The following is a 22,190-nucleotide window of genomic DNA, read 5'->3' as shown; positions in this document are numbered from 1 at the left end:
GTATTCAAGGTCGGAAAAGCTCTTTTGCATGATTGATGGCGAACAGTCAGGATACCGTTATTGTCTCAGGTAGGTCCGCCGCAGGGAACGGCGTTTGATGAATAAATCAGTGGTTCCTTAGCTACTTTGTATATTTCTTTCTGGCACACGATTCAATTGAATCACGCTTGTTCGATCACTCTTTCTAAGGTGCAATATTATAAACAAGTCATTAGATTACTGTACCTTCACCACACCATTTGTATCCGGATGCGCTCCAGATGCGGATGCCCCGCCTGGAACAAGAATGCAGACGCTGGACGAACAGGATTTTCTGGCCAGGCGCAGGGAACCGCGGCTGCCATACGCCATCTACCTTGAAAGCAAGGAAAGCCAGGACGAAGGCTACGACATGGTGGAAGCCGGCTTGCAACAGCCGGAGGAAGTGCTGCGAAATATTCCACCAGAAAATTTCATGACGGCCACGCGCCAGCGGGCCTGGGATGAAATCGACCAGCTCGCCCTCGCCTACAGCGCCGACCACCCGCTCGACGAGTTGCGCGCGTCGTATCCCACGATACTCGGATACTGGCTGGCGTTTGCCCGGTATGACATGCTATTTGACGCTCAGGCCAGCGAGGCCGAACAGGGATTTCCCCACTTCGCCCTGCCCGGCGACGCGTATGAACAAGTCAACCGCATGGTCTGCCTCGGCATTCTGCTCGGCTGGAGCAGTTTGCTGCCCCGGCTGGCGCCCGTCATCGATTTCAACAACCATGAAAAGGATGGCTTGCTGGAACGGCTGCTGGCCTGCTTCGTCGCCGGCAGGGATAGCGCCTGGCCCGCATGCACGCGCCACCTGCCCTACACCAACACGCTCAAGATATTCGCGGCGGAAGAAGATGCGCGTCCCGCGCTAATGCACGATTACCTGCGGCAATGGTATGACGCCAGCCGCCGCGAGCCCTATTACGATAGCCACCGGCGCGACACCTCGTTCTGGTGCTACTGGTCGTGGGAGGCGGCCGCCATCACCTGCGTGCTCGATATCGAAGACAGCAGCTATCGCGACGCAAAATTCTATCCAGCCGACCTGGTGGCGTTCTGCCGAAGGCAAGGGAAAGGTCCCGGCGCATGAAAGCCGCCATCGCCATCGCCACCGCCGTCACCGTGCTCGCAGGACTCTACTTCGCCCTACCCAAGCAGTCGCCTGTCGCCGCCGATCCCTTTCCGGGCATTTATTCCATCATCGACCCTGTCACCGGCGAGACCAAGGATCTCCTGAAAGTGGTGCCGCTGGTGAACGAGTACCTGATACTCGCGCGTCGGCTCGTCCGATACCGGCTATATCAGCAATATCGCGAGCTTCGGCATTACCACCCTGTTCCACCGGCCACTGCTTGCGGCCCACGACGAGCGCGGGGAGCGGAGCCTGCACGAGTACACGCCCGACACCGGTGAGCGCAAGGTATCGGTCAGCACCTTGAACTACAGCCCCCGCATGATTCAGGTAGGCATCAGTTCCGTCAGCAATCCCGACAACGCCGTCGATACCGATCCCCTGAATCCGTACATGAGCAGCGCCGCCAGTTGCTGCTTCTACCTGCCGGCACACGCCCCCGCGCCGTTGCAGGTCAAGCTCGAATATCGCTGACTGCCCAAGGGCAAGCCTGAAGTGCTGGCCCTGACCTTGCCGGCCAACAGCGACACCGACGAACTGCTGATATTGATGCAGGCGGATAGCAGCATGAGCGTGGCATTTCGCGGCCCCGGCAAGGACCTGGAACTGACGCCTGAGGGCGTCAGTTCCATCAATGGCAAGCCATATCCGCTGCCACCGGCCGCCGAGCGCAAGGCGCGCCTGACTGCGGAACTGGCGCGAAGAAAGCGCTTTTTGAAAGATATGTACAGGCTGCGGGACAAAGGCATGGGCGAATCTATCGAGGTGGCATATCAACTGCGCTACCTGATCGACGAATACGAGAAAACCATCACCTATCTGGAAGCGTTTTCCGCCTGCACAGGCACCTTGGCGACGTGCCACAAGCAAGCCATTGCAACGGTTCGCGCGCCATAGCGGTTGCATCAGGCCGGCGCCTGCGCGCCCGCATGCAACTGGCGCCAGAACGGCGCGGCGGGCCAGCGCTGCTCCCAGCCATAGTATTGCTGGCGCTGCGCCAGATACTGCGCATGGCGCTGCGCCACCGTGTGCGCCACCGCGCCCAGCGTGGCGTGGCCGGCGATGGCGCCAGCGGCCGCCATGCCGTTGGCGAGCGCCTTGACGATGCCTTGCGAGGTGACGGGATCGTAGGCCGAGGCGGCGTCGCCGATGGCCAGCCAGCCGTCGCCATGCAATTGGTCGAGGCGGTAGGACGGCGCGGGAAAACTCTGCACGCCGCCTGCCAGCGGCGCAGCACCGCGGGCCAGCGCGGCCGTATTGGGCGCGGCCGCCAGCCATGCCAGCCAGTGTCCGGCATGCTGCAGGCGCCGCGCCTTGACGGTGGCCGCATCGCTATAGAACGCCAGCAGCAAGGTGGCGTCGGGCAGATGGGCGCCATACCACCAGCCATGTTCAACCGCTTCCAGGTGCGTCAGGCCGGAACGGGGGCCATCGGGCGCGGCGAAGCGCATGGCCAGGCACACGAGCGGCAGCGTTTCCACCTTGCGGCTGCCGCGCTGGCGCGCGAAGACGGCGCGCGTGCCGCTGGCGTCGACCACCAGGTCGGCATGGATGGTGGCCGGGCGCCGGTGCGCCGGATCGCCCAGCATCAATTCCAATACAAAGCCGCCGCCTTGCGCCGGGACCGACGCGGCCAGGCTGGCGCGCAGCAGCACTTCCGCCCCGCGCAAACGCGCCTGGCGCGCCAGGAAGCCATTGAACCTGGCGCGCTCCAGGTGCCAGCCGTGGCCCAGCGGATGCAGCAGCGCGTCGTTGTAGCCGCGCTTGTCGCTGCCCCACCAGGAGCAGCTGCCATGGCAAGGCGCGTGCGCCTCGGCGAAAAATTCCTGCGCAATGCCCAGCGCCTGGAACAAGCGGTTGGCTTCGGGCGGGATGCTCTCGCCGATGCGAAAGTGCGCGTAATCGCCTGCCTCGATCACCAGCACATCATGCACGCCATGCTGCGCCAGCGCCAGCGCGCAGGCGCAGCCAGCCGGGCCGCCGCCGATGATGGCGACCCGGTAGCGCTGCCGCGACGGCCCCGCCGCAGCGGAGCTTTCTGCCTGCGCCGGCATCAGAGTTTCGGTTTCGGCTGCGGCTTCGGCCGGTACACCTTGTCGATGGCCGTGTTGCGCCAATACTCGACCAGGTTGCTTTCATCGCTATCGAACAGGCTTTCCACTTCCAGGTAGTAATCCTTGCAGATGGCCTTCTCGCCAGCCTTGCGCGCAATCGCAGTGCTTTGCACGACCACGCCGATGCGGTGCCAGTTCAGCAGGAACTGCGCGCGGTCCTGGTAACGGCCCACATGCATGGCGGGCCGGTCGATTTCCGCATTTTCCGGGGTCCTCGACGGCACTTCATCGGCCCGCGTGCCCTTGCCGCGCACGGAGTAGCGCGGCGTCGCCAATTCGCCGCCGTTGGCGACGACGTCGTCGTATGTGTACACGGCCACGGGCCGCTGCGCCGGCCAGGAGGAATACAGCAAGGTATTGTAGCCATTGCCCTTGAGTGCCGTGGCGGCATCGATCGCCTGCTGGTTGTTGAGCACCGTGCCGCCAGGATTCGGATCGGGCAAATGCGTGGCGCACGAGTTGTAATCGGTATGCCACGGCAAAGCCATGAACTTCGACACGTCACCGGGCTGCACCTCGCCGCCGCGCAGCGGCATATAACCGACGCCGAGAAAGGGCTGGTCCCTGACGGCAGCCGAGTAATCGAGATGCTGTGCATTGATGCGGAACGGGCCGCCAGCATCATGGCGCCGCCAGGCTTGCCGGTACAGGCCGGGGTCGCGTACGATAAAACCCATCTCGATGCCAGGGCTGTAGCGGCCGCCCAGGCAGTTGAACAGAACCGTACGGTCGAGCGCTTCGCCCGCGCCCAGCAGGAAATTGCCGCTGTCGGCTACATAATGGCCATGCGCCCACTGATCCATGAAAAAATACTGGGCGCGGGTCAATGTCAGCAGGCTGCTGCCCGCATCTCCCAGCGACAGCGGCATTTGCGGCTTCAGCGACGGCGCGCCCGTCTGGTCGGGATGGCGGATGAAATTCATGATCGGGTAGGTCAGGCCTTCGGCCTTCATCTTGCCCAGCAAGTCGTGTTCCTTGATCGCCCTGGGCGGCAGGCTGGTCGTCCATCGCTGCAGCGAGGCCGCGCGCAGGATGGGCTGGACATCGGTGCTGAAGTTGCTCCGGTAGCCCGTCTGATAGCTGCCATCGGCATACACGGCCGGCCGCAGCGCCATCTTTTCCAGCCAGGTGCAATACAGGTCGTCCCACAGCGATACGACGTTCGCCGTTTGCGGCGCATACGACGGGTCGCTGGACACCACCCAGGCGCTGCCCTCGACGGCGCGCGCCGTGCCGTCGGCGAAGAGCAGCATGGCCGTGACGGGACCATCGGCCACGTCATCGAACCAGTTGTCGTTGTTGACATTGTCGTGCAGGACGGCGGCGGCGGAATAATTGCCTTGCGCGTCAAAGCCGCAGGCCTTGCCATAGCCGCCCAGCACCAGCAAGCGTCCATTCTTTTCCGTCGTGATGGCGCCCAGCGACGCGATGATGGCACCTGGGCCCTGCGCCGGCGCGCCAGGCTGCCCGCCGCGCGGGAACGACACGGGATAGTCGGGCAGGCTGCGCACGGCGCCGCTGGCCGCATCCACGCACGACGGCGGCGTGGCGGCGTCGAACTGCTGCACGGCCTGGCGCGATGCCTGCACGGTGCGCGGTCCGGGGTCGATGACCAGCAGCTTCAGGCGCAACGGGTCGGCCGGCGTGCCGAAGTGCGGTGAAGCTGGCTCGCCGAAATCCCGATTGCGCAGGGCTGGCGCGCGCTTGTTGTCGAACGGCGCCACGCCTTCCCCGCCCTCCCAGCTATTGGCTTTCTTGTTGGCCAGATGCACGGTCCAGACGATGTCCTTGACGATCTTGCCATCGACCATGCTGCCGATGGCCACTTCGGCCGCCGCCCCCCGCCTGCCCAGCGGATAGCTTTCCACGCCGTCCGCTGCGTCGAACGCATACTGGTAAATCCGGAAGCGGGCCGCCTGCCGCTTGAGCTTTCCGCTGGCGTCGCGCAACTCGTTGCTGGCGATGGTCGTGTCTTCCGTGCCGGGCCGGATCGGCAAGCCTCCCGTGCCATCCTGGCCATCGAGCGGCATGCCGGCCAGGCTTTCCGGGCCCAGATAGTATTCTTCACTGTTGCCGACGCGGGCGATGCCGATGGTCGGGTGAATTCTCAAACCTGTGTATGCCATGCTGAACTCCTGATACTCAAGGGTGTCTGTAAAGTGCCCAACGCGTCACGGCTGCATGCCGTCCCTGACCCACTGGTCGAAGATATCGATGCCCTCCTGCGGCATCGGGCCGTCGGGCGGCATCGGATGCGGCGCGGACATGACATACTCGCCTTCCCGCCCTCCCGGTGCGCGCAGGCGGTGCCCCGCGTCCACCAGCCATTTTTCATTGCGGCTGTCATAGTCGTAACCGTGGATGGCCACCTGGATTTGCCAGGCAAACGCCTTCACGCTCGCATAGTCATTCAGGTACAGCCGCTGCACGCCCGTCGACGCGGGGTTCGACAGCTTGACCTTGTTCATGTCGGCCACATAGCGGGAAAACAGGCCCTGCACATCGCGCTTGAAGCTGGTCCGTTCGCTCATGGCTTGCTCTCCTCATACGTGGGTTCGGCAGGTTTGCGGCGGTCGACGACCCGGATCACGGGCGTGGAAAAATCGCCTTGCCGTATCAGGCCGCGGCCTTTGTCATTGGTAGTGATGGCGGCCGTGATGCGCCAGGTCTGCCCGCGCTTTTTGGGGACCAGGCTGTCGACGATGCCGGTGATATCCGTTTCGATGACATACTTGTCATGCCGGTGGGCGCCGGACAAGGCCCAGTGGCTGGTGCTGGTGACCAGATAGCGGTCGCGGAACGACTTGTCACCGATGCGCGCACTCACGCTGGCGGGATACAGGTAGATATCAGCCTGAAAACTGTAGTCTTCGTCGGCATGTGCGCGGTCCAGCACCATGTTGGCCCGCTTGTCGCTGGCCACCCGCCGCGCCGGTATCTTGTAGGCACCGGTCACGGTGAGGTCGGGCCTGGCGGCCGCGCCATCGGCTGCATCGTCGCTGAGCAGGGCGGCGAACAGGCTTTTCTGGTTGGCGCCGAACACAAAGCCCGCTTGCTGGTGCCGGTCGATCAAGGCCTGGATATCCTTCTTGCGGGCAAACTCGCCGCCGTAGCGCGGCTGGAAGCCATAGCCCTGCCGGATCGTGTCGAAGTACAGGTCCGCCTGGCCCATGTTGGCCGTGTAGTCGCCCGAATCGCTGCGCTGCTCATCGCCGCTGCCGGCGTTCCAGCCGATCGGCCGGCGCAGGCTGGCGTCCTGCTCGCTGCGCATGTAGCTGGTGCGCCCGCTGCCGCGTATGCCGGCATCGCCATGCTCGTCGAGCCACTTCTCGAAACTGTAATCGAGAAAATTATGGAAGGCATAAAACAGCGGATCGAGGCCGGCCGTGACGTTGTCGCCCATATTGCCGCCCATGTAGGTGGCGTGCATATGATTATGGATTTTTGTTTCCAGGTTGCCGCCGCCCAGGCTGCCGTATTCATCGCCGCCGAAATCGGCCCAATCCATGTAGTAGATCTGGTAGGCCAGCAAGTTGGGCGAAGCCGTGGCCAGCGAACTGTCGAGCCCCTCCTTCTTGCGCGTGGCGTCGTACAGCGGCGAATCGACGTCCTCGAAGGCTTTCGGATAGCGCACGCCACTGGGCTTGCGGGTGAAGTTCCAGTACGGCAGCGCGACGTTGCGCGTGCTGGGGCCCCGTTCGCCGTTCGGGTCGGCTGCCTGCAAGGCTTGCTCATAAAAGTACAGCTGCGCCCGGTGCCATTGCAAGAAGGTGTTTTTCTGGTGTTCACACTCGCCCGGGAATTCCTCGTGGGCGTTGTCCTCGGTCGCCACCTTGTCAAGAAAATAGGCAACGTCACAGCTGTTGCGCGTCGGATCGCCCAGCAACTGCTTCAGCCTGTCGCCGGGCAAGGCCGCCTGGCGGTCATTGAAGACGTCGACGGAGGTGCAGTTATGCACCCAGGCTTGCCACAGGAAGCCACGCCGGTCGTACACGTTTTCCTGGCTCTTGCGTTTCATCTCGCTCACCGCATGCTTGAAGGCGTCAAGCTCGTCCGGGGTCAGCTCATCGATATTCTTGCGGTAGCGCACGACGCGTGCGCCCTGCTCCGCCTGGGCCAGCGGCTCGGGGGCGCAGCGTGCGACAGCCAGGTCGCCCGTGCCGGCGCCGGCATGGCCACCGGCGAGCGCGAAGCCGGCCAGCAAGGAAAAGGTCAAGGTTTTCATGCGTAACATGGGCAGTTGCTCCAGAGGCAGGTTGGGAGAGGCGGCAGCGCGCCGGGCGCGCTGCCGCCAGGAACGGTCAGTGTCCGTGTCCGCCCGCGTCGCCGCCCCCCTTGCCATCCGGCAGTACCACCTTGACGTTCTGCATCATGCCCTGGTCTTCATGTTCGAGGATGTGGCAATGCAGCACGTATTCGCCGATGTAGCGCTGATAACGCGTGGCAATCTCGATCTTGTGGTTCTCCATCACCAGCAAGGTGTCTTTCCACGTGCCGATCAAATCCTTGTACTGCGCATTGACCGTGCCGCCGTCGGTGCGGGTGATGCCGATGATCTGGAAGGGGTTGACGTGGATATGGAAGGGATGGTTGCCATTCTTCGACGCAAGCTCCCAAATCTGCTCGGTGCCCAGCACCAGCGTGTGGTCCACGCGGTGCGGATCATAGACATACTTCATCTCGGGGGTCGGTGAGTCTTCCGGCTTGCCTTCCACCATGAAACGGGTCGTGCCGTCCACCTTGGCAATGTTGAAGGTCGCGTACTCTTTCGTCTTGCCGCGCATCGCGTCCTTTGCCTCTGCGCTGAAGCTGGCATGCGGGACGAACTTGCCGAGCTTGAGACCATTCTCCAGGTCGCCAAGGATGGTGCTCTTGACGCTATCCGGCAACTGGGCGCCGGGCAGGCTCTTGACGGCATTGCGCAGCTCGGCCAGCAGGAAATCGCGCGGTGACTCGCCCGCCCTGGCGCGTGCCGATGCCTTGGCGTTGGTCTTGGCGGCGATCACGCCGATCAGGCGCGTGTTGTTGACGTCATGCATCGTCGTCATGTTGTTGACGTTGGTTTCCGCATACACGCAATAGGCGCCGGCTTTCGGCAGCGAAAACAGGATATCGCTGCGGTAGCCCGGTTGCAGGTAATTGAGCGTCTTGGGGATGATCCTGTCGTGCGTCAAGCCGTCGCTGGCCACTTCGAACTGCGTGACGTCCTCGCCATCGCATAGCTCCATCACGTCCTTGTCCTGGTTGGCCACGCTGAGCGCCTTGAACAGTTTTTGCGCATCGTTCGCGCGGCGGATGCGCAGCACCACGGTTGCCTGAAAACCCGTGTCGATCATGCGCCAGCGGTACAGGCGCTGCGTCTTCATCTTCAGCACCGGCTGCACCTTGCCGTTGACCGAGGTATAGCGGCCCGACTTCAGCCAGGCATTCGGATCGTCGACCTGAGCGAAATCCTCGAGCACGCCTACCCCGTCCATGGCGCACGGCTTCACCGGCGTCAGGCTGTTGCTGGGGCAGTCATAGGGAATTTGCTGCAGCAGCATCACTTCGCCGGCGCTGCCGCTGCCATCGTCCGGCTGGAATTGTTTCAGCACGACGTCGAGGTCGCCATTTGCCGTGGCCGTCGGATAACGCTCGCCTTCGACTACCAGCGCCCCGGCCATGCCGCTGGCGACCTGCATCGCCGTCGCGCCATGCTGGTGCGGGTGATACCAGAACGTGCCAGCCGGATGGTCGATAGGAATATTGTATTCATACTCGAAATCCACGCCAGGCTTGATCGAAATGAGCACGTTGTCGCTATTGCCCGAAGGCGACACCCACAGGCCGTGCGAGTGCAGATTGGTATCGTTGAAGCAGCCGCGCGGGCGTGCCGCATTGATATCTTTTGTAGCGCACTGCTCGGCCGGCAGCGCCGGCAACTGGTTGTACAGTTTGAAGCGCACGGTCTGCCCCGGCGCCATCACCACGGTGGGCGCCATGAAGGTGGCCGCATTCTCGTCGCGTCCATCGAGCGCCAGGCCGTTCGTCTGCTGGTAGGAACGCAGGCGCACCTTGTCATGCTTGGCCGTGGTCGGGTTGTAGATGGTGCCGTTGGCATAGCGGATGTACAGGTCGTACGACTTTTCGTACTCATCGCGCTTGCTCGCCGCGCGGTTGGCGGGCCTGGCGCGCGCCTTCAGTTTCGGCGGCTCCTGCAGCAGGCGCAGCTCGATTTTTGGCACGGACTTCAGGTTCAGGTCGAGATTCAGATTGACCGTGGGTTCCGCGGCGAAGGCGGCACCGCAGGCGAACGGCATGGCGGCCAGGCACAGCGACACGTAGCTGCGGGGAAGGCGATTGGACATGACAACTCCTCGATTGGACTCGGCAATGGAAGCATGGCGGGGCATGCGTATTCTTTTAATTAGTAACATTGCCATTATCCATAATGACAAAGAGTCAATACTCACACTAAGTCACTTGTTGTTTTTATTGTTGAGGGGGTTGGGGCCGATGGGGGAGCTGGCTGCTAGTGCCTGAGATGAGGGAACGGCGTTGGCCGCTGCGCGGCCAACGGAGCCGCGCGCAGCGCGGCAGATGGGCGATTCGGAGAGCCTACGCGCCCTTCAGGGCGCTCCGTCTTCGAATCCCACCGTTCCGTCCAGACAAATAAAAAAGCCTCCCGCAGGGGAGGCTTTTTTATTTGATTCTGGCGGAGACGGTGGGATTCGAACCCACGATACAGGTATAAGCCGTATGCATCCTTAGCAGGGATGTGCCTTCGGCCACTCGGCCACGTCTCCTAGCTGATTACTCAACTATGTCTCTGTAGCTAACTGCGCTGCAGCGACGAACGTCATAATATCGATTGCCCCCCCTTTGGTCAAGGGCGTGGGGCAATATTTTTAGATATTTAAGCTTTTTCCAGCTCGAACGCTTTATGCAGCGCGCGCACGGCCAGTTCCATGTACTTTTCATCGATCAACACGGAGATCTTGATTTCGGAAGTGGAGATCATCATGATGTTGATGCCCTCTTCCGACAGGGTACGGAACATTTGCGATGCCACGCCAACGTGGCTGCGCATGCCCACGCCGACGACGGACAGTTTCGACACTTTCGCGTCGCCCGTGATGCTGGCCGCGCCCAGCGCTTCGCGGTTCGCTTCCAGCACGGCCAGCGCGCGCGTGTATTCGCCGCGCGAGACGGTGAAGGTGAAGTCCGTTTTACCGTCTACCGACTGATTCTGTATGATCATGTCGACTTCGATGTTCGCGTCCGCCACCGGTCCCAGGATGTGGTAGGCCACGCCTGGACGGTCGGGCACGCCGAGCACGGTGATTTTGGCTTCATCGCGGTTGAAGGCGATGCCGGAGATGACTGCTTGTTCCATGTTTGTATCTTCCTCAAACGAAATCAGGGTGCCTGAATTGGCTTCTATTTCCAGCGGCAACATCGGGTCGGTCAGCGACGACAGCACGCGCGTGGGCACGCGGTAGTTGCCGGCGAATTCCACCGAACGCGTTTGCAGCACTTTGGAACCCAGCGAAGCCAGTTCCAGCATTTCTTCAAAGGTGATGGTCTTCAGGCGGCGCGCCTCGGAGACCACGCGCGGGTCGGTCGTGTAGACGCCGTCGACGTCCGTGAAGATCAGGCACTCTGCCGCCTTCATGGCGGCGGCAATCGCCACTGCCGAGGTGTCCGAACCGCCGCGGCCCAGGGTCGCGATATTGTCGTGTTCGTCGACGCCCTGGAAACCGGTAATGATGACAATCTTGCCCGCATCGAGGTCGCGTTTGACTTTTTCGTCATCGATCGACTGGATGCGTGCCTTGGTAAAGGCGGAATCGGTCTTGATCGCGACTTGCCAGCCAGCATAGGATACGGCTTGTTTGCCGATCGCCAGCAGTGCCATCGACAATAGGCCGACGGACACTTGTTCGCCTGTCGAGGCGATCATGTCAAGTTCACGGGGATCGGGTTGATCCATGATTTCCTTGGCCAGTCCAATCAGGCGGTTGGTTTCGCCCGACATGGCCGATGGCACCACCACGATTTGATGCCCAGCGTCGTGCCACTTGGCAACGCGCTTGGCGACATTCTTGATACGGTCAGTCGAGCCCATCGACGTACCGCCATATTTGTGGACGATTAAAGCCATAAGAGTGAAGTTTCCGCTCAAGAAGAATAAAAAAGGAGGGCTTTACTCTACATGCCGCAATGCAAAATAACAAGCTAAAAAGCGCATTAGCTCATACCGATTGCGCATATGGAAATAACCAATCCATGCAGTCGGGAGCGCATGGGCAGGCACTTGGCGGCAACCCCGAGAGTGGCCGTGGCGGCTGCCCTTAGGCTCAGCAGGAGACCCAACGCAAGGCGACGCGGGGACGATCCAGCAGACTCAGGCAATGGCAATCGAGGCCAATACCGGCCGCATACAGCAATTGTTGCGCCGCACAGACAAGGGGCAGGCGTTCGCGCTCCCAGGCGGGCACGTCAAACGCCTGATAATGGTATTTCAAGCTCTTGGTGGGACGGTTCAAGGCCAGCTTCAGGCGCTCGCCGCCCTGGCGGAAGTCGATGGTCAAGGTCTGTGCTTGCAACCAGGCAATATCGATGCCCTGGCCGCCCTCTTCCACCGCATCGAAATGCAGCACGCCGCCATACGCGGGAAAGGCCAGGCTCGCTTCACCTTGCCAGGTAAATTGCTGGCTGGCTTTTTCCAGGCCGGGAATGCCCGCATCGCTCTTGTCGCGCATGCCGGCCAGGTCATTCAGCTTCGGCGTCAGGTACAGCCGGTCGCGGTGGCGCCGCACGTGGCATTCGGGATGCGTGACCAGCAGTTGCGCATCGGGCCGCGCTTCCAGCAGCTGCGCCAGCATTTCCGCCAGCCATGCCGTCGATGGCATGCGCAAGCCGCGCGTGCCGAACCAGTGGCGCAGCAGGTTATAGCAGCGGTCCGCGCTCAGCTCGCGCAATTTCGCCAGCTCGAGGCAATCGCCGTCCAGACAGTTTGCCAGATCCTGCGTCGCCAGTTCCGTCAGCAGGCGCTGCGCCGACTGGGCATGCTGGGCACTGCGGGCGAAACGTTCCTGGAAACCGGGAAAGGCCTGCGCCAGCACGGGCATCACCTGGTGCCGCAAGGCATTGCGGGCGAAACGGGGATCATCGTTCGATTCATCGTGGATGTGCGCGATCGCATGTTGCGCCACATACGCTTCGAGCTGTTTGCGCGACACGGGCAGCAGCGGGCGCGCCATCACCAGGTCCGGATTGCCCAGCAGCTCGGGGGCGCTGTTGGCGCCATCCATGCCGGACAGGCCCGCCGTGCCGGAGCCGCGCAGCAATTGCAGCAGCACCGTTTCAGCCTGGTCATCCTGGTGGTGAGCCGTCAGCAGCAGACGCACGCCGTGCGTGGCGCACAGCTCGCCCAGGGCCGCGTAACGGCGCTTGCGGGCAGCCTCTTCTGTACCCGTCTTCGCATTCTTTTCCAAGCTGACCTTGCGTGCCTCGAAGGCGATGCCCATGCCGACACACAACTGCTCGCAGTGCGCCAGCCAGGCGTCCGCATTCGGGCTCAGGCCGTGGTGCACGTGGAAGGCGTAAAGACACACTCCCTGCTCTTGCGCCCAGGCATGCGCCAGGTGCAGCAGGGCCGAGGAATCGAGGCCGCCGCTCAAGGCGATGCCGATCGTCTCGCCGGCTTGCGGTCCGCAGGTTTCCAGCGCGCGGGCGAAGATGTCGGGCACGGTGGCGGTTTGTTGCTTTTTCAATCAGGACTCCGGGAATGCAAAGAGGGACAGGCGGCTAAACGGATGGTGTCGTTTAGCGGACTGTCCCTGGTGTTGTTTTAACCCAAGACCTTAAAAAGCCGGGGTCAGACCCTGAGGGTCTGACCCCAGACTCTGCCGTTGGGTTTAAATAAATTACTCGCTCGGCGTGGTTTCCTTGAACTTACCGTAGCTCAGCAACTTCTCGTGGCGCGCGGCCAGCAAGTCCTTGGTTTTCATGCCCTGGAACTGGCGCAGGGTGTCGGCCAGTGCGCGCTTGAGCAAGGTCGCCATCTGCTTCGGATCACGGTGGGCGCCGCCCAGCGGTTCGTTGATGATCTTGTCGATCAGGCCCATGGCTTTCAGGCGGTGGGCAGTCAGACCCAGCGCTTCAGCCGCGTCGGAGGCGCGCTCGGCGCTCTTCCACAGGATCGAGGCGCAGCCTTCCGGCGAAATCACGGCATAGGTCGAATATTGCAGCATCAGCACGGCGTCGCCCACGGCGATGGCCAGCGCGCCGCCGGAACCGCCTTCACCGATGATGGTGGCGATCAGCGGCACTTTCAGCTCGGCCATCACGTACAGGTTATGGCCGATGGCTTCCGACTGGCCGCGCTCTTCCGCGTCGATGCCGGGGAAGGCGCCGGGCGTGTCGACGAAGGTGAAGATGGGCAAGTTGAACTTTTCAGCCACTTTCATCAGGCGCATGGCCTTGCGGTAGCCTTCCGGCTTCGGCATGCCGAAATTGCGCATGGCGCGCTCTTTCGTGTCGCGCCCCTTCTGGTGGCCGATGACCATGCACGGCTGGCCGTTGAAGCGGGCCAGGCCGCCCACGACGGACAAATCGTCCGCGTAGCTGCGGTCGCCATGCAATTCGTGGAAATCAGTAAAGATTTCATTCACGTAATCCATCGTGTAGGGGCGCTGCGGGTGGCGCGCGATCTGCGCCACTTGCCAAGGCGTCAGCTTGGCGTAGATATCCTTGGTCAGCTGCTGGCTCTTCTTGGCCAGGCGGTCGATCTCTTCCGAGATATCGACGGCCGAATCGTCTTGCACGAAGCGCAACTCTTCGATCTTGGAATCGAGTTCCGCGATCGGCTGTTCAAAATTGAGGAAAGTCGTTTTAGTCATTGTACCTCCAGGTTTTACCGGCCACGGCGCCAGGGCGCGCGGCGTCATCTATGTTTATTTTACCGTACCGGCTGCTGCGCCGGGGGCTGCATCGGTTGCGGCAGGGGCGGCTGCAGGGTCGAGACTGCGCCACAGATACCACGTCGCCACGGTGCGCCACGGTTCCCAATTGGCGGAAACCTCGCGCGCATCGCTGCGAGAAACTGGTTCGCCGGAGAAGTAATTGACGCTGATGCCCTGGATCAAACCGGGGTCGTCGAGCGGCAAGACATTCGGCCTGAGCAGATTAAATATCAAAAACATCTCGGCTGTCCAGCGGCCAATGCCGCGGATCTGCACCAGTTCGGCGATGACGGCCTCGTCATCCATCTGGTCCCACTGGCTCGCGTGCACGCGCTTGGCCTTGAAATGGTCGGCCAGGTCGAGGATGTATTCGGTCTTGCGTTTGGACAAGCCGCAAGCGGACAGTTGCTCGGCGCCTGCCTTCAATACTTGCGTAGGCGTGCATTTCGGGCAAGCGGCCAGCAGCTTTTTCCAGGCAGCATCCGCCGCCTTGGGCGTGATCTGCTGCCCCACCAGCGAACGCGCCAGGGTGGTAAACGGGTCGCTATGGCCGACCAGGTGCAGGTCGCCAAATTGCGGGATGAGCTTTTTCATGATGCGGTCGCGCTTCATCAGCTCGATCTTCGCCTCTTCCCAGTAATGCGGCACCTGGACCACCTGCGCCAAGTCCGTCACCTTGGGCGCTTCCCCGTTTTCCCTGGACGTAGCCATCATGCGCGGCGCCAGTTGGTCGAGCCGTCAGGCTTGTCTTCGAGAATGATGCCCGCCGCCAACAGTTCGGCGCGGATCTTGTCGGACTGCGCAAAATCGCGCGCCTTTTTCGCCGCGCTGCGCGCCGCGATGGCCGTTTCGATGCCAGCTACCTCGTCCTGGCCACCGGCGGCGGCGCCGACGGTCGCTTGCAGGAATTGCTGCGGCGTACGTTCCAGCAGGCCGAACACGCCCGCCAGGCCCTTCAATTGACGCGCCAGGGCCGGCGACTTGCTCTTGTTGACTTCCGTCGCCAGGTCGAACAGGGCGGCTACGGCCAGCGGCGTGTTGAAATCGTCATCCATCGCTTCGCGCACGCGCACGGCATGCGCTTCGCTCCAGTCGATGGCGCCCTCTTGCACCGCCACGTCGGCCAGCGCCGTGTACAAACGCGTCAGCGACAAACGGGCGTCATCGAGATGCACGTCCGAGTAATTCAGGGGGCTGCGGTAGTGCGCGCGCAGGATGAAGAAGCGGATCACTTCGGCATCGAACTTTTGCAGCACTTCGCGGATGGTGAAGAAGTTGCCGAGCGACTTGGACATTTTTTCATTGTCCAGGCGCACGAAACCGTTATGTATCCAATAATTCACGCTGGTATGGCCGAACGCGCCTTCGGATTGGGCGATCTCGTTTTCGTGGTGCGGGAATTGCAAGTCCGCGCCGCCGCCATGGATGTCGAACTGTTCACCGAGCAAGGCGCAGGACATGGCCGAGCACTCGATATGCCAGCCCGGGCGACCCTTGCCCCATTTCGAGTCCCATTTGACGTCTTCCGGCTCCGAGTCCTTAGCCGACTTCCACAGCACGAAGTCGAGCGGATCGCGCTTGCCCGTGTTCACGTCGACGCGCTCGCCCGCGCGCAAGTCGTCGAGCGATTTGCCCGACAGCTTGCCGTAGTGGGGGAAGTTGCGCACAGCGTAATTGACGTCGCCATCGCCCCCCTGGTAAGCCAGGTCTTTCGCTTCCAGCTGCTCGATCAGGCGCAGCATCTGCGGCACGTATTCGGTGGCGCGCGGCGTATGATCGGGCGTCAGGATGCCCAGCGCGGCCGTGTCTTCATCCATGTACCGGGTGAAACGCGAAGTCAGCTGGGAAATCGTCTCGCCGTTTTCCACTGCGCGGCGGATGATCTTGTCGTCGATGTCCGTAATGTTGCGCACGTAGGTGACGTCGAAACCGGAGGCTTTCAGCCAGCGGTAGATGACGTCGAACGCCATCATCATGCGCGCATGGCCAATATGGCAATAATCGTAGATGGTCATGCCGCAGACGTACATGCGTACCTTGCCAGCTTCCATCGGGACGAATACCTGCTTTTCGCGAGCCAGGGTGTTGTAAATCTGTAGATTGCTCATCGTGCTTTGCAAGTGGAGCGGCCGCCAGCCTGGCAAAACGGCAGAAAGGCGCGGACACCGGGGGTGCCGCGCCACAGAACTGCCGTGTGCGCCGAAGACTGGTCGACCCGCTATATTGTTGTTCTTGTTTGTTAGAATTAGGGCGTTAGCGGTCAAGTATAACATTGATAAAAACCATACTGGCCCGATATGGATCAGGTTTTTACGAAGTTCAACCGAAACTCACTTCTTTTAGCATTAAAGCAATTTTAAAGAAAAATAACGATCAAGGACGCCAACATGCAAGAAATCAAATCGAAACGCCTGTCTTTTCTGGCCCGCTTTTGCACCCTGTTTGCCGGCCTGACACTGGGCAGCGCCGTCGTGGCAGCCACTCCGGCGACCGCCCTCGCCCCCACGCCGCACGTGGCCCTGAAAACCAGCATGGGCGAGATCGTGCTGGAACTGGACCAGGAAAAAGCGCCGAAAAGCGTGGCCAATTTCCTGCAGTACGTCAACAGCGGCTACTACAAGGGCACCGTGTTTCACCGCGTCATCGACGGCTTCATGATACAGGGCGGCGGCTTCGACAAGAACATGAAACAGAAAGCCACCAAGGCGCCGATCAAGAATGAAGCACAAAACGGCTTGCAGAACGTCACCTACAGCATCGCCATGGCGCGCACGGGCGACCCGCATTCGGCCACCGCGCAATTTTTCATCAACGTGGGCGACAATGGCGCGCTCGACTACCCGGGCCGCGACGGCTTCGGCTACACGGTGTTCGGCAAAGTCGTCAGCGGCATGGACGTGGTCGACAAGATCAAGGCCGTGCCGGTAGCCGACAAGGGTCCGCACCAGAACGTGCCGGTCACCCCCGTGGTGATCGAATCGGCGACTTTACTCAAGACAGCGCCCGCAAAACTGTAAAATAGCGTTTTTGCGGCGCCGGCCTGGCTGGCGCCGCTGAATCAATTATTCATCCAATTTATTAAGGATCATCATGACCTCCGTCATCATCACCACCAATCTGGGCAAGATCACCGCTGAACTGGACGCCGAGAAAGCGCCGAAAACGGTTGCCAACTTCCTGGCCTACATGAAAGCCGGTCACTACGACAACACGATTTTCCACCGCGTCATCGACGGCTTCATGATCCAGGGCGGCGGTTTCGAGCCAGGCATGAAACAAAAGCCAGCCGACACCACCGTGGAAAACGAAGCCAAGAACGGCTTGAAAAACGATACCTACACGCTGGCCATGGCCCGCACGTCGGATCCGCATTCGGCATCGGCCCAATTCTTCATCAACATCAAGAACAACAGCTTCCTCGACTATCCAGGCCAGGACGGCTGGGGCTACGCCGTGTTCGGCAAAGTCACCGAAGGCAAGGAAGTCGTCGACGCCATCCGCGCCGTGAAAACCTCGCGCGCCGGCATGTTCGCCGACGTGCCAGTGACGGACGTCGTCATCGAGAAGGTAGAAGCCGCGTAATCAGGCTTCAGCATCATGAATAACAGGCATTGCAGCGTTTTCGCCTCTCCATGCACATCACTTTTTGGGAGCGTTGAACGATGACAATGCCTGCCGCACTCTTTATTTCCGACCTGCATCTGCAGCGCTCGCACCCGCGCACCAGCGCGGCGTTTCTTTCTTTCCTGGAACACCATGCGCAATATGCGCAAGCGCTGTATCTATTAGGCGACCTGTTCGAATACTGGGCCGGCGACGATGACCTGGAAGACCCGTTCAATGCGCGCATGACGGCCGCCATCCGCGCCGTCAGCGATGCTGGCGTACACGTATACTGGATCGCCGGCAACCGCGACTTTCTCGTCGGCTCCGGCTTTGCCGCCGCCGCCGGCGCTACCCTGCTCAGCGAACCGCATGTGGCGAACATTGCCGGCCAGCGCATCGTCTTGCTGCATGGCGATGCCGAATGCACGAAAGACGTCAGCTATATGGAGTTTCGCGCCATGGTGCGCCAGCCTGCCTGGCAAAAACAGTTCCTCTCCATGCCGCTGGCGCAGCGCAAGGCCATCATCGACGGCTTGCGTCAGAGCAGCCGCGCGCACAATGGCGAAAAATCCATGGAGATCATGGATGTCACGCCCGATGCCGTGGCGCAAGTATTTGCCGAACACGCCAGCACCGTCATGATTCACGGCCACACGCACCGCCCCGCCCTGCATGAAGTCGACGATACCTTGCGCTATGTCTTGCCCGACTGGGAATGCGACGTGACGCCGCCACAACAGCCGCGCGGTGGCTGGATCGCCATCGATGCGCGCGGCAACATCACGCGCCATGACTTGCACGGCGATATCATCGACTAGACGAAAGCTGACTCCGCCACGGGGTTTAGGCCGCTCGCGCCATAGAACAACCTGCGCTGTCATGGCGCCATGCATACTGCTTACATCGGCACGGCCGGCTGGCGCCTTTCCAGCGCCGCCGCCAGCCACTTCCCCCTTGATGGCAGCCATCTGCAGCGCTATGCCAGTGTCTTGCCCTGCGTGGAAATCAACCGCTCCTTCTACCGCCCGCACCAGCCCACCACGTATGCGCGCTGGGCCGCCAGCGTGCCCGAGCACTTCCGCTTCAGCGTGAAATTGCCGCGCTGCATCACACACGAACGGCGTTTGCGCGACTGTGCGGCCGAACTGGAGCGTTTTGCGGGAGCAGTCATGCAGTGGGAGAATAAACTGGGCTGGGTGCTAGTGCAGCTGGCCTGAAAATAGGTATTGAATTTTTGAGACTTAGTGTTATAGTTAACTACAACACCATTTAACCATATCACGGAGCTCCGATGCCTACAGCACTTTTTCCGCGCCGCGCCGCCCCGCCCTTGTCGGAGCGCATCCCATGAGCGCGGAATGGAACGACAATAGCCCCATCTACCGCCAGCTCAAGGCCAGGGTGGTGGGCATGATGCTCGATGGCGTGCTGCAGTCCGGCGACGCCTTGCCTTCGGTGCGCCAGGTGGCGGCCGATTATCAATTGAATCCCATCACGGTTTCGCGCGCCTACCAGGAACTGGTCGACGATGCCCTGGTGGAAAAACGCAGAGGACTCGGCATGTATGTCTTGGAAGGCGCCCGCGACAAATTGCTGGCCAGTGAACGCGAGCGCTTCCTGCGCGAGGAATGGCCAGCCTTGCTGGAACATATCACCCGCCTGGGCCTGGACCTCGATCAACTGCTACTGGCGAGCCGCGATGGCGGCGCACACGGAGAGAACGCATGAATGCATTCAACAAGGACAGCGTCATCAGCGCGCGCGGACTGCGCAAACAGTATGGCAAGCAGGTGGCCATAGCCGGCATCAGCTTCGATATCGCACCAGGGCGCATCGTCGGCTTGATCGGCCCTAACGGTTCCGGCAAGACCACCACCCTGAAAGCCATCCTGGGCCTGACGGGCTTCGATGGCGAGTTGTCGGTACTGGGCCGCGATCCCCGCGTGCAGCGCGACGCGCTGATGGACGACGTGTGCTTCATCGCCGACGTGGCCATCCTGCCGGGCTGGCTGCGCGTGGCCGACGCCATCGATTTCGTTGCCGGCGTGCATACACGGTTCGACCGCAGCAAGGCCGAACGCTACCTGGCCCATACCAAACTGTCACCGAAGATGAAGGTCAAGGCCATGTCGAAAGGCATGGTGGTGCAGCTGCACCTGGCACTGGTGATGGCCATCGACGCCAAGCTGCTGGTGCTCGATGAGCCCACCCTGGGCCTGGACATCCTGTACCGCAAACAGTTTTACCAGAACCTGCTGGAAGACTATTTCGATGAAAACAAGACCATCGTCATCACCACGCACCAGATCGAGGAAGTGGAACACATCCTCAGCGACCTGATGTTCATTCGCGACGGCAAGATCGTGCTGGCGTCGAGCATGGAAGAGGTGGGCGAGCGCTATAGCGAGGTGATGGTGGGTCCGCAGCACGTCAATCCGGCGCGCGCCCTGCAGCCGATCAGCGAACGCAGCGTGTTCGGCAAGTCGGTGATGCTGTTCGACGGCGTCGCCCGCACCCAGCTGGCTGCCCTCGGCGAAGTACGCACGCCCAGCCTGGCTGACCTGTTTGTCGCGACCATGAAAGGATCGTACCAATGAGTATTTCCCCTGCAAACAAGATGCAATGGCTGATCCGGCGTGAATTGTGGGAACACAAAGGCATGCTGGTCTGGACGCCGGCCCTGATCGGCGTCGTCATGACGGTGCTGGGCGCCCTGATGGCGGCCGCGACCGTCGCAAGGAGCAAAATGCACACGGCGCTCATCGTCAATGGCGAGGAAATTTTCTGGAGCACCATCTTCAATACGCGCACCTTTGGCCCGCGCCGTACGGAAATCATCGACGCCGTCGCCAACAACTATACGTACGCGGCCGCGCCGCTGTTCCTGGCACTGGGCTTCCTGGTGTTTTTCTATTGCCTGAGCGCCCTGCATGACGACCGCCGCGACCGCAGCGTGCTGTTCTGGAAATCGCTGCCCATCTCGGATGCGCAGACGGTGCTGTCGAAAGCGGCCATCGCCCTGCTGGTCGCGCCGCTGATCGTGGCCGCTGCCGCCAGCCTGACTTCGCTGGCCCTGATCCTGATCCTGAGCGGCGTGCTGGCGGCCAACGGCATCCACGTGTTTGCCGAATTGCTCGGCTCTTCCGGCCTGTACCTGGGACCGCTGCGCGTGTTTGGCTTGCTGCCCGTGTACTGCCTGTGGGCCTTGCCAACGGTGGGCTGGCTGCTGATGGTATCGAGTTGGGCCAAGTCGAAAGTCTTCCTGTGGGCCGTCGGCGTGCCGCTGCTGCTGCTCATCCTGACAGTCTGGGCTGGCAAGCTGACGCAAACGGAAAGCGATGTCAGCTGGATACAGATGAATGTCATCGGACGCGCCCTGCTGGGCACTCTTCCCGGCAGCTGGTATCTGTTCGAACCGGAACTGCTGCCACGCATGCACGCCCTGGCAGGGGGCGGATCGCACATGACGCGCATCGATGTGTTCAGCAATTCCTGGTCCAGCCTGGCATTGCCAGCCGTCTGGCTGGGCGCAGCGGCAGGCGCGGCGCTGATTTACGCCGCCATCCGTGTGCGCAGCTGGCGCGAGGAAGGCTGACAGCGCAGCATCGCATCGCCGTAAAAACGCCCCGCCCGCCGGGGCGTTTGTCATTTTCACCCCAAGTCAGCCTCGAAAATAATAACTATTTTATTGATAGTTATTATGAAAATCCCCGCTCGCCACATCAACGCTATTCATTCGATAGCATTAATGCGATATGAAAATACAAATGATTATTTCTATCGTGTTTTATTGCTAATCACATTTGATAATCGGCAATCAAAAAACAACAACTAGCAATTCGATAGCAAGATGGTTTTTTGAATAAAAGTTGCAGAAATACGGTAACACGTAAGCAAACTCAGCAAAAAAAAACCAATTCCGTGATCATTCGTGAGAATTGCTTTGCATAACGCCAGACAGAATAGTGTCATTGAAAGTGATCGAAATGTAATTGGAAATTTCAAAATTGAAACTGTCCTCAGAGTGGTAGCCTGTGTATTCCACGTGCACAAGCTGCGCTTTTCCAGTACGTTACGCCGGACAAGCCAGTTGCCGGCGCAACAAAATACAGGAAAGCGGCAAGACATAGAATGAATATGAAAATGATATTTTAAATATTACCGAAGTAGCGAACTTTTGCCCCAGCGTTTTTTTCCAAGTTATGTTTTACTTGCTACCATCAACATCGGAAACACCAGAGTTCAGCCAAGGCCCAAGCCTCGCCGGAGCAAGCAAGCAAGCAAGCAAGCAAGGAAGCGAAGCAGATTATTGATTTTTTATTATCTTAGAAAATTGAACCAGTACATAACCTTTCCGGAGAC

At 60.9% G+C, this 22,190-nt stretch carries 21 protein-coding genes and 1 tRNA gene; 11 read left to right on the top strand and 11 right to left on the bottom strand.

Annotated features, from left to right (window positions below; all coding sequences use genetic code 11):
* The first annotated feature begins 286 nt into the window (after positions 1-286).
* Genes ACQ4WS_RS07135 through ACQ4WS_RS07120 form a run of 4 tightly spaced genes read left to right on the top strand, consistent with a single transcriptional unit; the run spans position 287 to position 2,056 of the window.
* Complete coding sequence (locus ACQ4WS_RS07135; RefSeq protein WP_436474912.1) at positions 287-1,117, top strand: PoNe immunity protein domain-containing protein; 831 nt, start codon at positions 287-289, stop codon at positions 1,115-1,117.
* Complete coding sequence (locus tag ACQ4WS_RS07130) at positions 1,114-1,440, top strand: hypothetical protein (RefSeq protein ID WP_436474910.1); 327 nt, start codon at positions 1,114-1,116, stop codon at positions 1,438-1,440. The genes ACQ4WS_RS07135 and ACQ4WS_RS07130 overlap by 4 nt, the downstream gene beginning before the upstream one ends.
* A 22-nt stretch (positions 1,441-1,462) precedes the next feature.
* Positions 1,463-1,633: a hypothetical protein gene (locus ACQ4WS_RS07125; protein ID WP_436474908.1), complete on the top strand. Its 171-nt coding sequence runs from the start codon at positions 1,463-1,465 to the stop codon at positions 1,631-1,633.
* A 21-nt stretch (positions 1,634-1,654) separates the two neighbouring features.
* On the top strand, positions 1,655-2,056 hold the full coding sequence (locus ACQ4WS_RS07120; RefSeq protein ID WP_436474906.1) for a hypothetical protein: 402 nt from the start codon (positions 1,655-1,657) through the stop codon (positions 2,054-2,056).
* An 8-nt stretch (positions 2,057-2,064) separates the two neighbouring features.
* Here the strand turns inward: ACQ4WS_RS07120 and ACQ4WS_RS07115 are convergent, their stop codons facing one another.
* The 11 genes from ACQ4WS_RS07115 to cysS all read right to left on the bottom strand — a co-directional run bounded on the left by ACQ4WS_RS07115 (position 2,065) and on the right by cysS (position 16,330).
* On the bottom strand, positions 2,065-3,213 hold the full coding sequence (locus ACQ4WS_RS07115; RefSeq protein WP_436474904.1) for an FAD-dependent oxidoreductase: 1,149 nt from the start codon (positions 3,211-3,213) through the stop codon (positions 2,065-2,067).
* Positions 3,213-5,399 carry a LodA/GoxA family CTQ-dependent oxidase gene (locus tag ACQ4WS_RS07110; protein ID WP_436474902.1) on the bottom strand — a complete coding sequence of 729 codons (2,187 nt, stop codon included), beginning with the start codon at positions 5,397-5,399 and terminating at the stop codon, positions 3,213-3,215. Before ACQ4WS_RS07110 ends, ACQ4WS_RS07115 begins: the two co-directional genes overlap by 1 nt.
* 45 nt (positions 5,400-5,444) lie before the next feature.
* Entirely contained in the window at positions 5,445-5,804 is a 360-nt protein-coding gene (locus tag ACQ4WS_RS07105; protein ID WP_436474900.1) for a hypothetical protein, read from the bottom strand.
* The gene (locus ACQ4WS_RS07100) at positions 5,801-7,507 is read right to left on the bottom strand and encodes a tyrosinase family protein (protein WP_436474898.1); all 1,707 of its coding nucleotides are present in this window, start codon (positions 7,505-7,507) and stop codon (positions 5,801-5,803) included. The genes ACQ4WS_RS07105 and ACQ4WS_RS07100 overlap by 4 nt, the downstream gene beginning before the upstream one ends.
* A gap of 67 nt (positions 7,508-7,574) precedes the next feature.
* Positions 7,575-9,620, bottom strand: coding sequence for a multicopper oxidase family protein (locus tag ACQ4WS_RS07095; RefSeq protein ID WP_436474896.1), 2,046 nt, complete (start codon positions 9,618-9,620; stop codon positions 7,575-7,577).
* A gap of 345 nt (positions 9,621-9,965) precedes the next feature.
* Positions 9,966-10,058 (bottom strand) — tRNA-Ser (locus tag ACQ4WS_RS07090).
* Positions 10,059-10,168: 110 nt separating this feature from the next.
* On the bottom strand, positions 10,169-11,416 hold the full coding sequence (locus tag ACQ4WS_RS07085; protein ID WP_152252529.1) for an aspartate kinase: 1,248 nt from the start codon (positions 11,414-11,416) through the stop codon (positions 10,169-10,171).
* A 196-nt stretch (positions 11,417-11,612) separates the two neighbouring features.
* Entirely contained in the window at positions 11,613-13,031 is a 1,419-nt protein-coding gene (tilS, locus tag ACQ4WS_RS07080) for a tRNA lysidine(34) synthetase TilS (protein ID WP_436474893.1), read from the bottom strand.
* A 153-nt stretch (positions 13,032-13,184) separates the two neighbouring features.
* Positions 13,185-14,159: an acetyl-CoA carboxylase carboxyltransferase subunit alpha gene (locus ACQ4WS_RS07075; protein ID WP_034784047.1), complete on the bottom strand. Its 975-nt coding sequence runs from the start codon at positions 14,157-14,159 to the stop codon at positions 13,185-13,187.
* Positions 14,160-14,213: 54 nt separating this feature from the next.
* Positions 14,214-14,933, bottom strand: a complete 720-nt coding sequence (locus ACQ4WS_RS07070) for a DNA-3-methyladenine glycosylase family protein (protein WP_436474931.1) — start codon at positions 14,931-14,933, stop codon at positions 14,214-14,216.
* Positions 14,933-16,330, bottom strand: a complete 1,398-nt coding sequence (cysS, locus tag ACQ4WS_RS07065) for a cysteine--tRNA ligase (RefSeq protein WP_436474891.1) — start codon at positions 16,328-16,330, stop codon at positions 14,933-14,935. The genes ACQ4WS_RS07070 and cysS overlap by 1 nt, the downstream gene beginning before the upstream one ends.
* Positions 16,331-16,609: 279 nt before the next feature.
* On the opposite strand from cysS, the gene ACQ4WS_RS07060 reads away from it, so the two are divergent.
* The 7 genes from ACQ4WS_RS07060 to ACQ4WS_RS07030 all read left to right on the top strand — a co-directional run bounded on the left by ACQ4WS_RS07060 (position 16,610) and on the right by ACQ4WS_RS07030 (position 21,423).
* Positions 16,610-17,239 (top strand): peptidylprolyl isomerase, encoded by a 630-nt coding sequence (locus ACQ4WS_RS07060; RefSeq protein ID WP_436474889.1) that lies wholly within the window; start codon positions 16,610-16,612, stop codon positions 17,237-17,239.
* A gap of 73 nt (positions 17,240-17,312) precedes the next feature.
* On the top strand, positions 17,313-17,804 hold the full coding sequence (locus ACQ4WS_RS07055) for a peptidylprolyl isomerase (RefSeq protein ID WP_099380648.1): 492 nt from the start codon (positions 17,313-17,315) through the stop codon (positions 17,802-17,804).
* An 86-nt stretch (positions 17,805-17,890) separates the two neighbouring features.
* Entirely contained in the window at positions 17,891-18,646 is a 756-nt protein-coding gene (locus ACQ4WS_RS07050) for a UDP-2,3-diacylglucosamine diphosphatase (protein WP_436474886.1), read from the top strand.
* A 69-nt stretch (positions 18,647-18,715) separates the two neighbouring features.
* Positions 18,716-19,045 carry a DUF72 domain-containing protein gene (locus ACQ4WS_RS07045; protein ID WP_436474884.1) on the top strand — a complete coding sequence of 110 codons (330 nt, stop codon included), beginning with the start codon at positions 18,716-18,718 and terminating at the stop codon, positions 19,043-19,045.
* Positions 19,046-19,175: 130 nt separating this feature from the next.
* A complete protein-coding gene (locus tag ACQ4WS_RS07040) occupies positions 19,176-19,556 on the top strand; it encodes a GntR family transcriptional regulator (protein WP_436474883.1) in 381 nt (126 codons plus the stop codon).
* Positions 19,553-20,425, top strand: coding sequence for an ABC transporter ATP-binding protein (locus ACQ4WS_RS07035; protein ID WP_436474881.1), 873 nt, complete (start codon positions 19,553-19,555; stop codon positions 20,423-20,425). The genes ACQ4WS_RS07040 and ACQ4WS_RS07035 overlap by 4 nt, the downstream gene beginning before the upstream one ends.
* The gene (locus ACQ4WS_RS07030) at positions 20,422-21,423 is read left to right on the top strand and encodes a hypothetical protein (protein ID WP_436474879.1); all 1,002 of its coding nucleotides are present in this window, start codon (positions 20,422-20,424) and stop codon (positions 21,421-21,423) included. Before ACQ4WS_RS07035 ends, ACQ4WS_RS07030 begins: the two co-directional genes overlap by 4 nt.
* The last annotated feature ends 767 nt before the right edge of the window (positions 21,424-22,190 follow it).

This window comes from Janthinobacterium leeuwenhoeki (genome assembly GCF_051380795.1).
Taxonomy (GTDB): domain Bacteria; phylum Pseudomonadota; class Gammaproteobacteria; order Burkholderiales; family Burkholderiaceae_D; genus Janthinobacterium.
The sequence above is the reverse complement of the archived record's forward strand: the minus strand, read 5'-3'. Positions and strand labels throughout refer to the sequence as shown.

Bases quoted from the DNA above. Each gene is read 5' to 3' on its own strand.
- cysS (WP_436474891.1), bottom strand. From the start codon at position 16,330: ATGAGCAATCTACAGATTTACAACACCCTGGCTCGCGAAAAGCAGGTA.
- ACQ4WS_RS07060 (WP_436474889.1), top strand. From the start codon at position 16,610: ATGCAAGAAATCAAATCGAAACGCCTGTCTTTTCTGGCCCGCTTTTGC.
- ACQ4WS_RS07115 (WP_436474904.1), bottom strand. From the start codon at position 3,213: ATGCCGGCGCAGGCAGAAAGCTCCGCTGCGGCGGGGCCGTCGCGGCAG.
- ACQ4WS_RS07050 (WP_436474886.1), top strand. From the start codon at position 17,891: ATGCCTGCCGCACTCTTTATTTCCGACCTGCATCTGCAGCGCTCGCAC.
- ACQ4WS_RS07100 (WP_436474898.1), bottom strand. From the start codon at position 7,507: ATGTTACGCATGAAAACCTTGACCTTTTCCTTGCTGGCCGGCTTCGCG.
- ACQ4WS_RS07105 (WP_436474900.1), bottom strand. From the start codon at position 5,804: ATGAGCGAACGGACCAGCTTCAAGCGCGATGTGCAGGGCCTGTTTTCC.
- ACQ4WS_RS07035 (WP_436474881.1), top strand. From the start codon at position 19,553: ATGAATGCATTCAACAAGGACAGCGTCATCAGCGCGCGCGGACTGCGC.
- ACQ4WS_RS07130 (WP_436474910.1), top strand. From the start codon at position 1,114: ATGAAAGCCGCCATCGCCATCGCCACCGCCGTCACCGTGCTCGCAGGA.
- ACQ4WS_RS07095 (WP_436474896.1), bottom strand. From the start codon at position 9,620: ATGTCCAATCGCCTTCCCCGCAGCTACGTGTCGCTGTGCCTGGCCGCC.
- ACQ4WS_RS07135 (WP_436474912.1), top strand. From the start codon at position 287: ATGCAGACGCTGGACGAACAGGATTTTCTGGCCAGGCGCAGGGAACCG.
- ACQ4WS_RS07110 (WP_436474902.1), bottom strand. From the start codon at position 5,399: ATGGCATACACAGGTTTGAGAATTCACCCGACCATCGGCATCGCCCGC.
- ACQ4WS_RS07055 (WP_099380648.1), top strand. From the start codon at position 17,313: ATGACCTCCGTCATCATCACCACCAATCTGGGCAAGATCACCGCTGAA.
- ACQ4WS_RS07075 (WP_034784047.1), bottom strand. From the start codon at position 14,159: ATGACTAAAACGACTTTCCTCAATTTTGAACAGCCGATCGCGGAACTC.
- ACQ4WS_RS07070 (WP_436474931.1), bottom strand. From the start codon at position 14,933: ATGGCTACGTCCAGGGAAAACGGGGAAGCGCCCAAGGTGACGGACTTG.
- ACQ4WS_RS07040 (WP_436474883.1), top strand. From the start codon at position 19,176: ATGAGCGCGGAATGGAACGACAATAGCCCCATCTACCGCCAGCTCAAG.
- ACQ4WS_RS07045 (WP_436474884.1), top strand. From the start codon at position 18,716: ATGCATACTGCTTACATCGGCACGGCCGGCTGGCGCCTTTCCAGCGCC.
- ACQ4WS_RS07030 (WP_436474879.1), top strand. From the start codon at position 20,422: ATGAGTATTTCCCCTGCAAACAAGATGCAATGGCTGATCCGGCGTGAA.
- ACQ4WS_RS07085 (WP_152252529.1), bottom strand. From the start codon at position 11,416: ATGGCTTTAATCGTCCACAAATATGGCGGTACGTCGATGGGCTCGACT.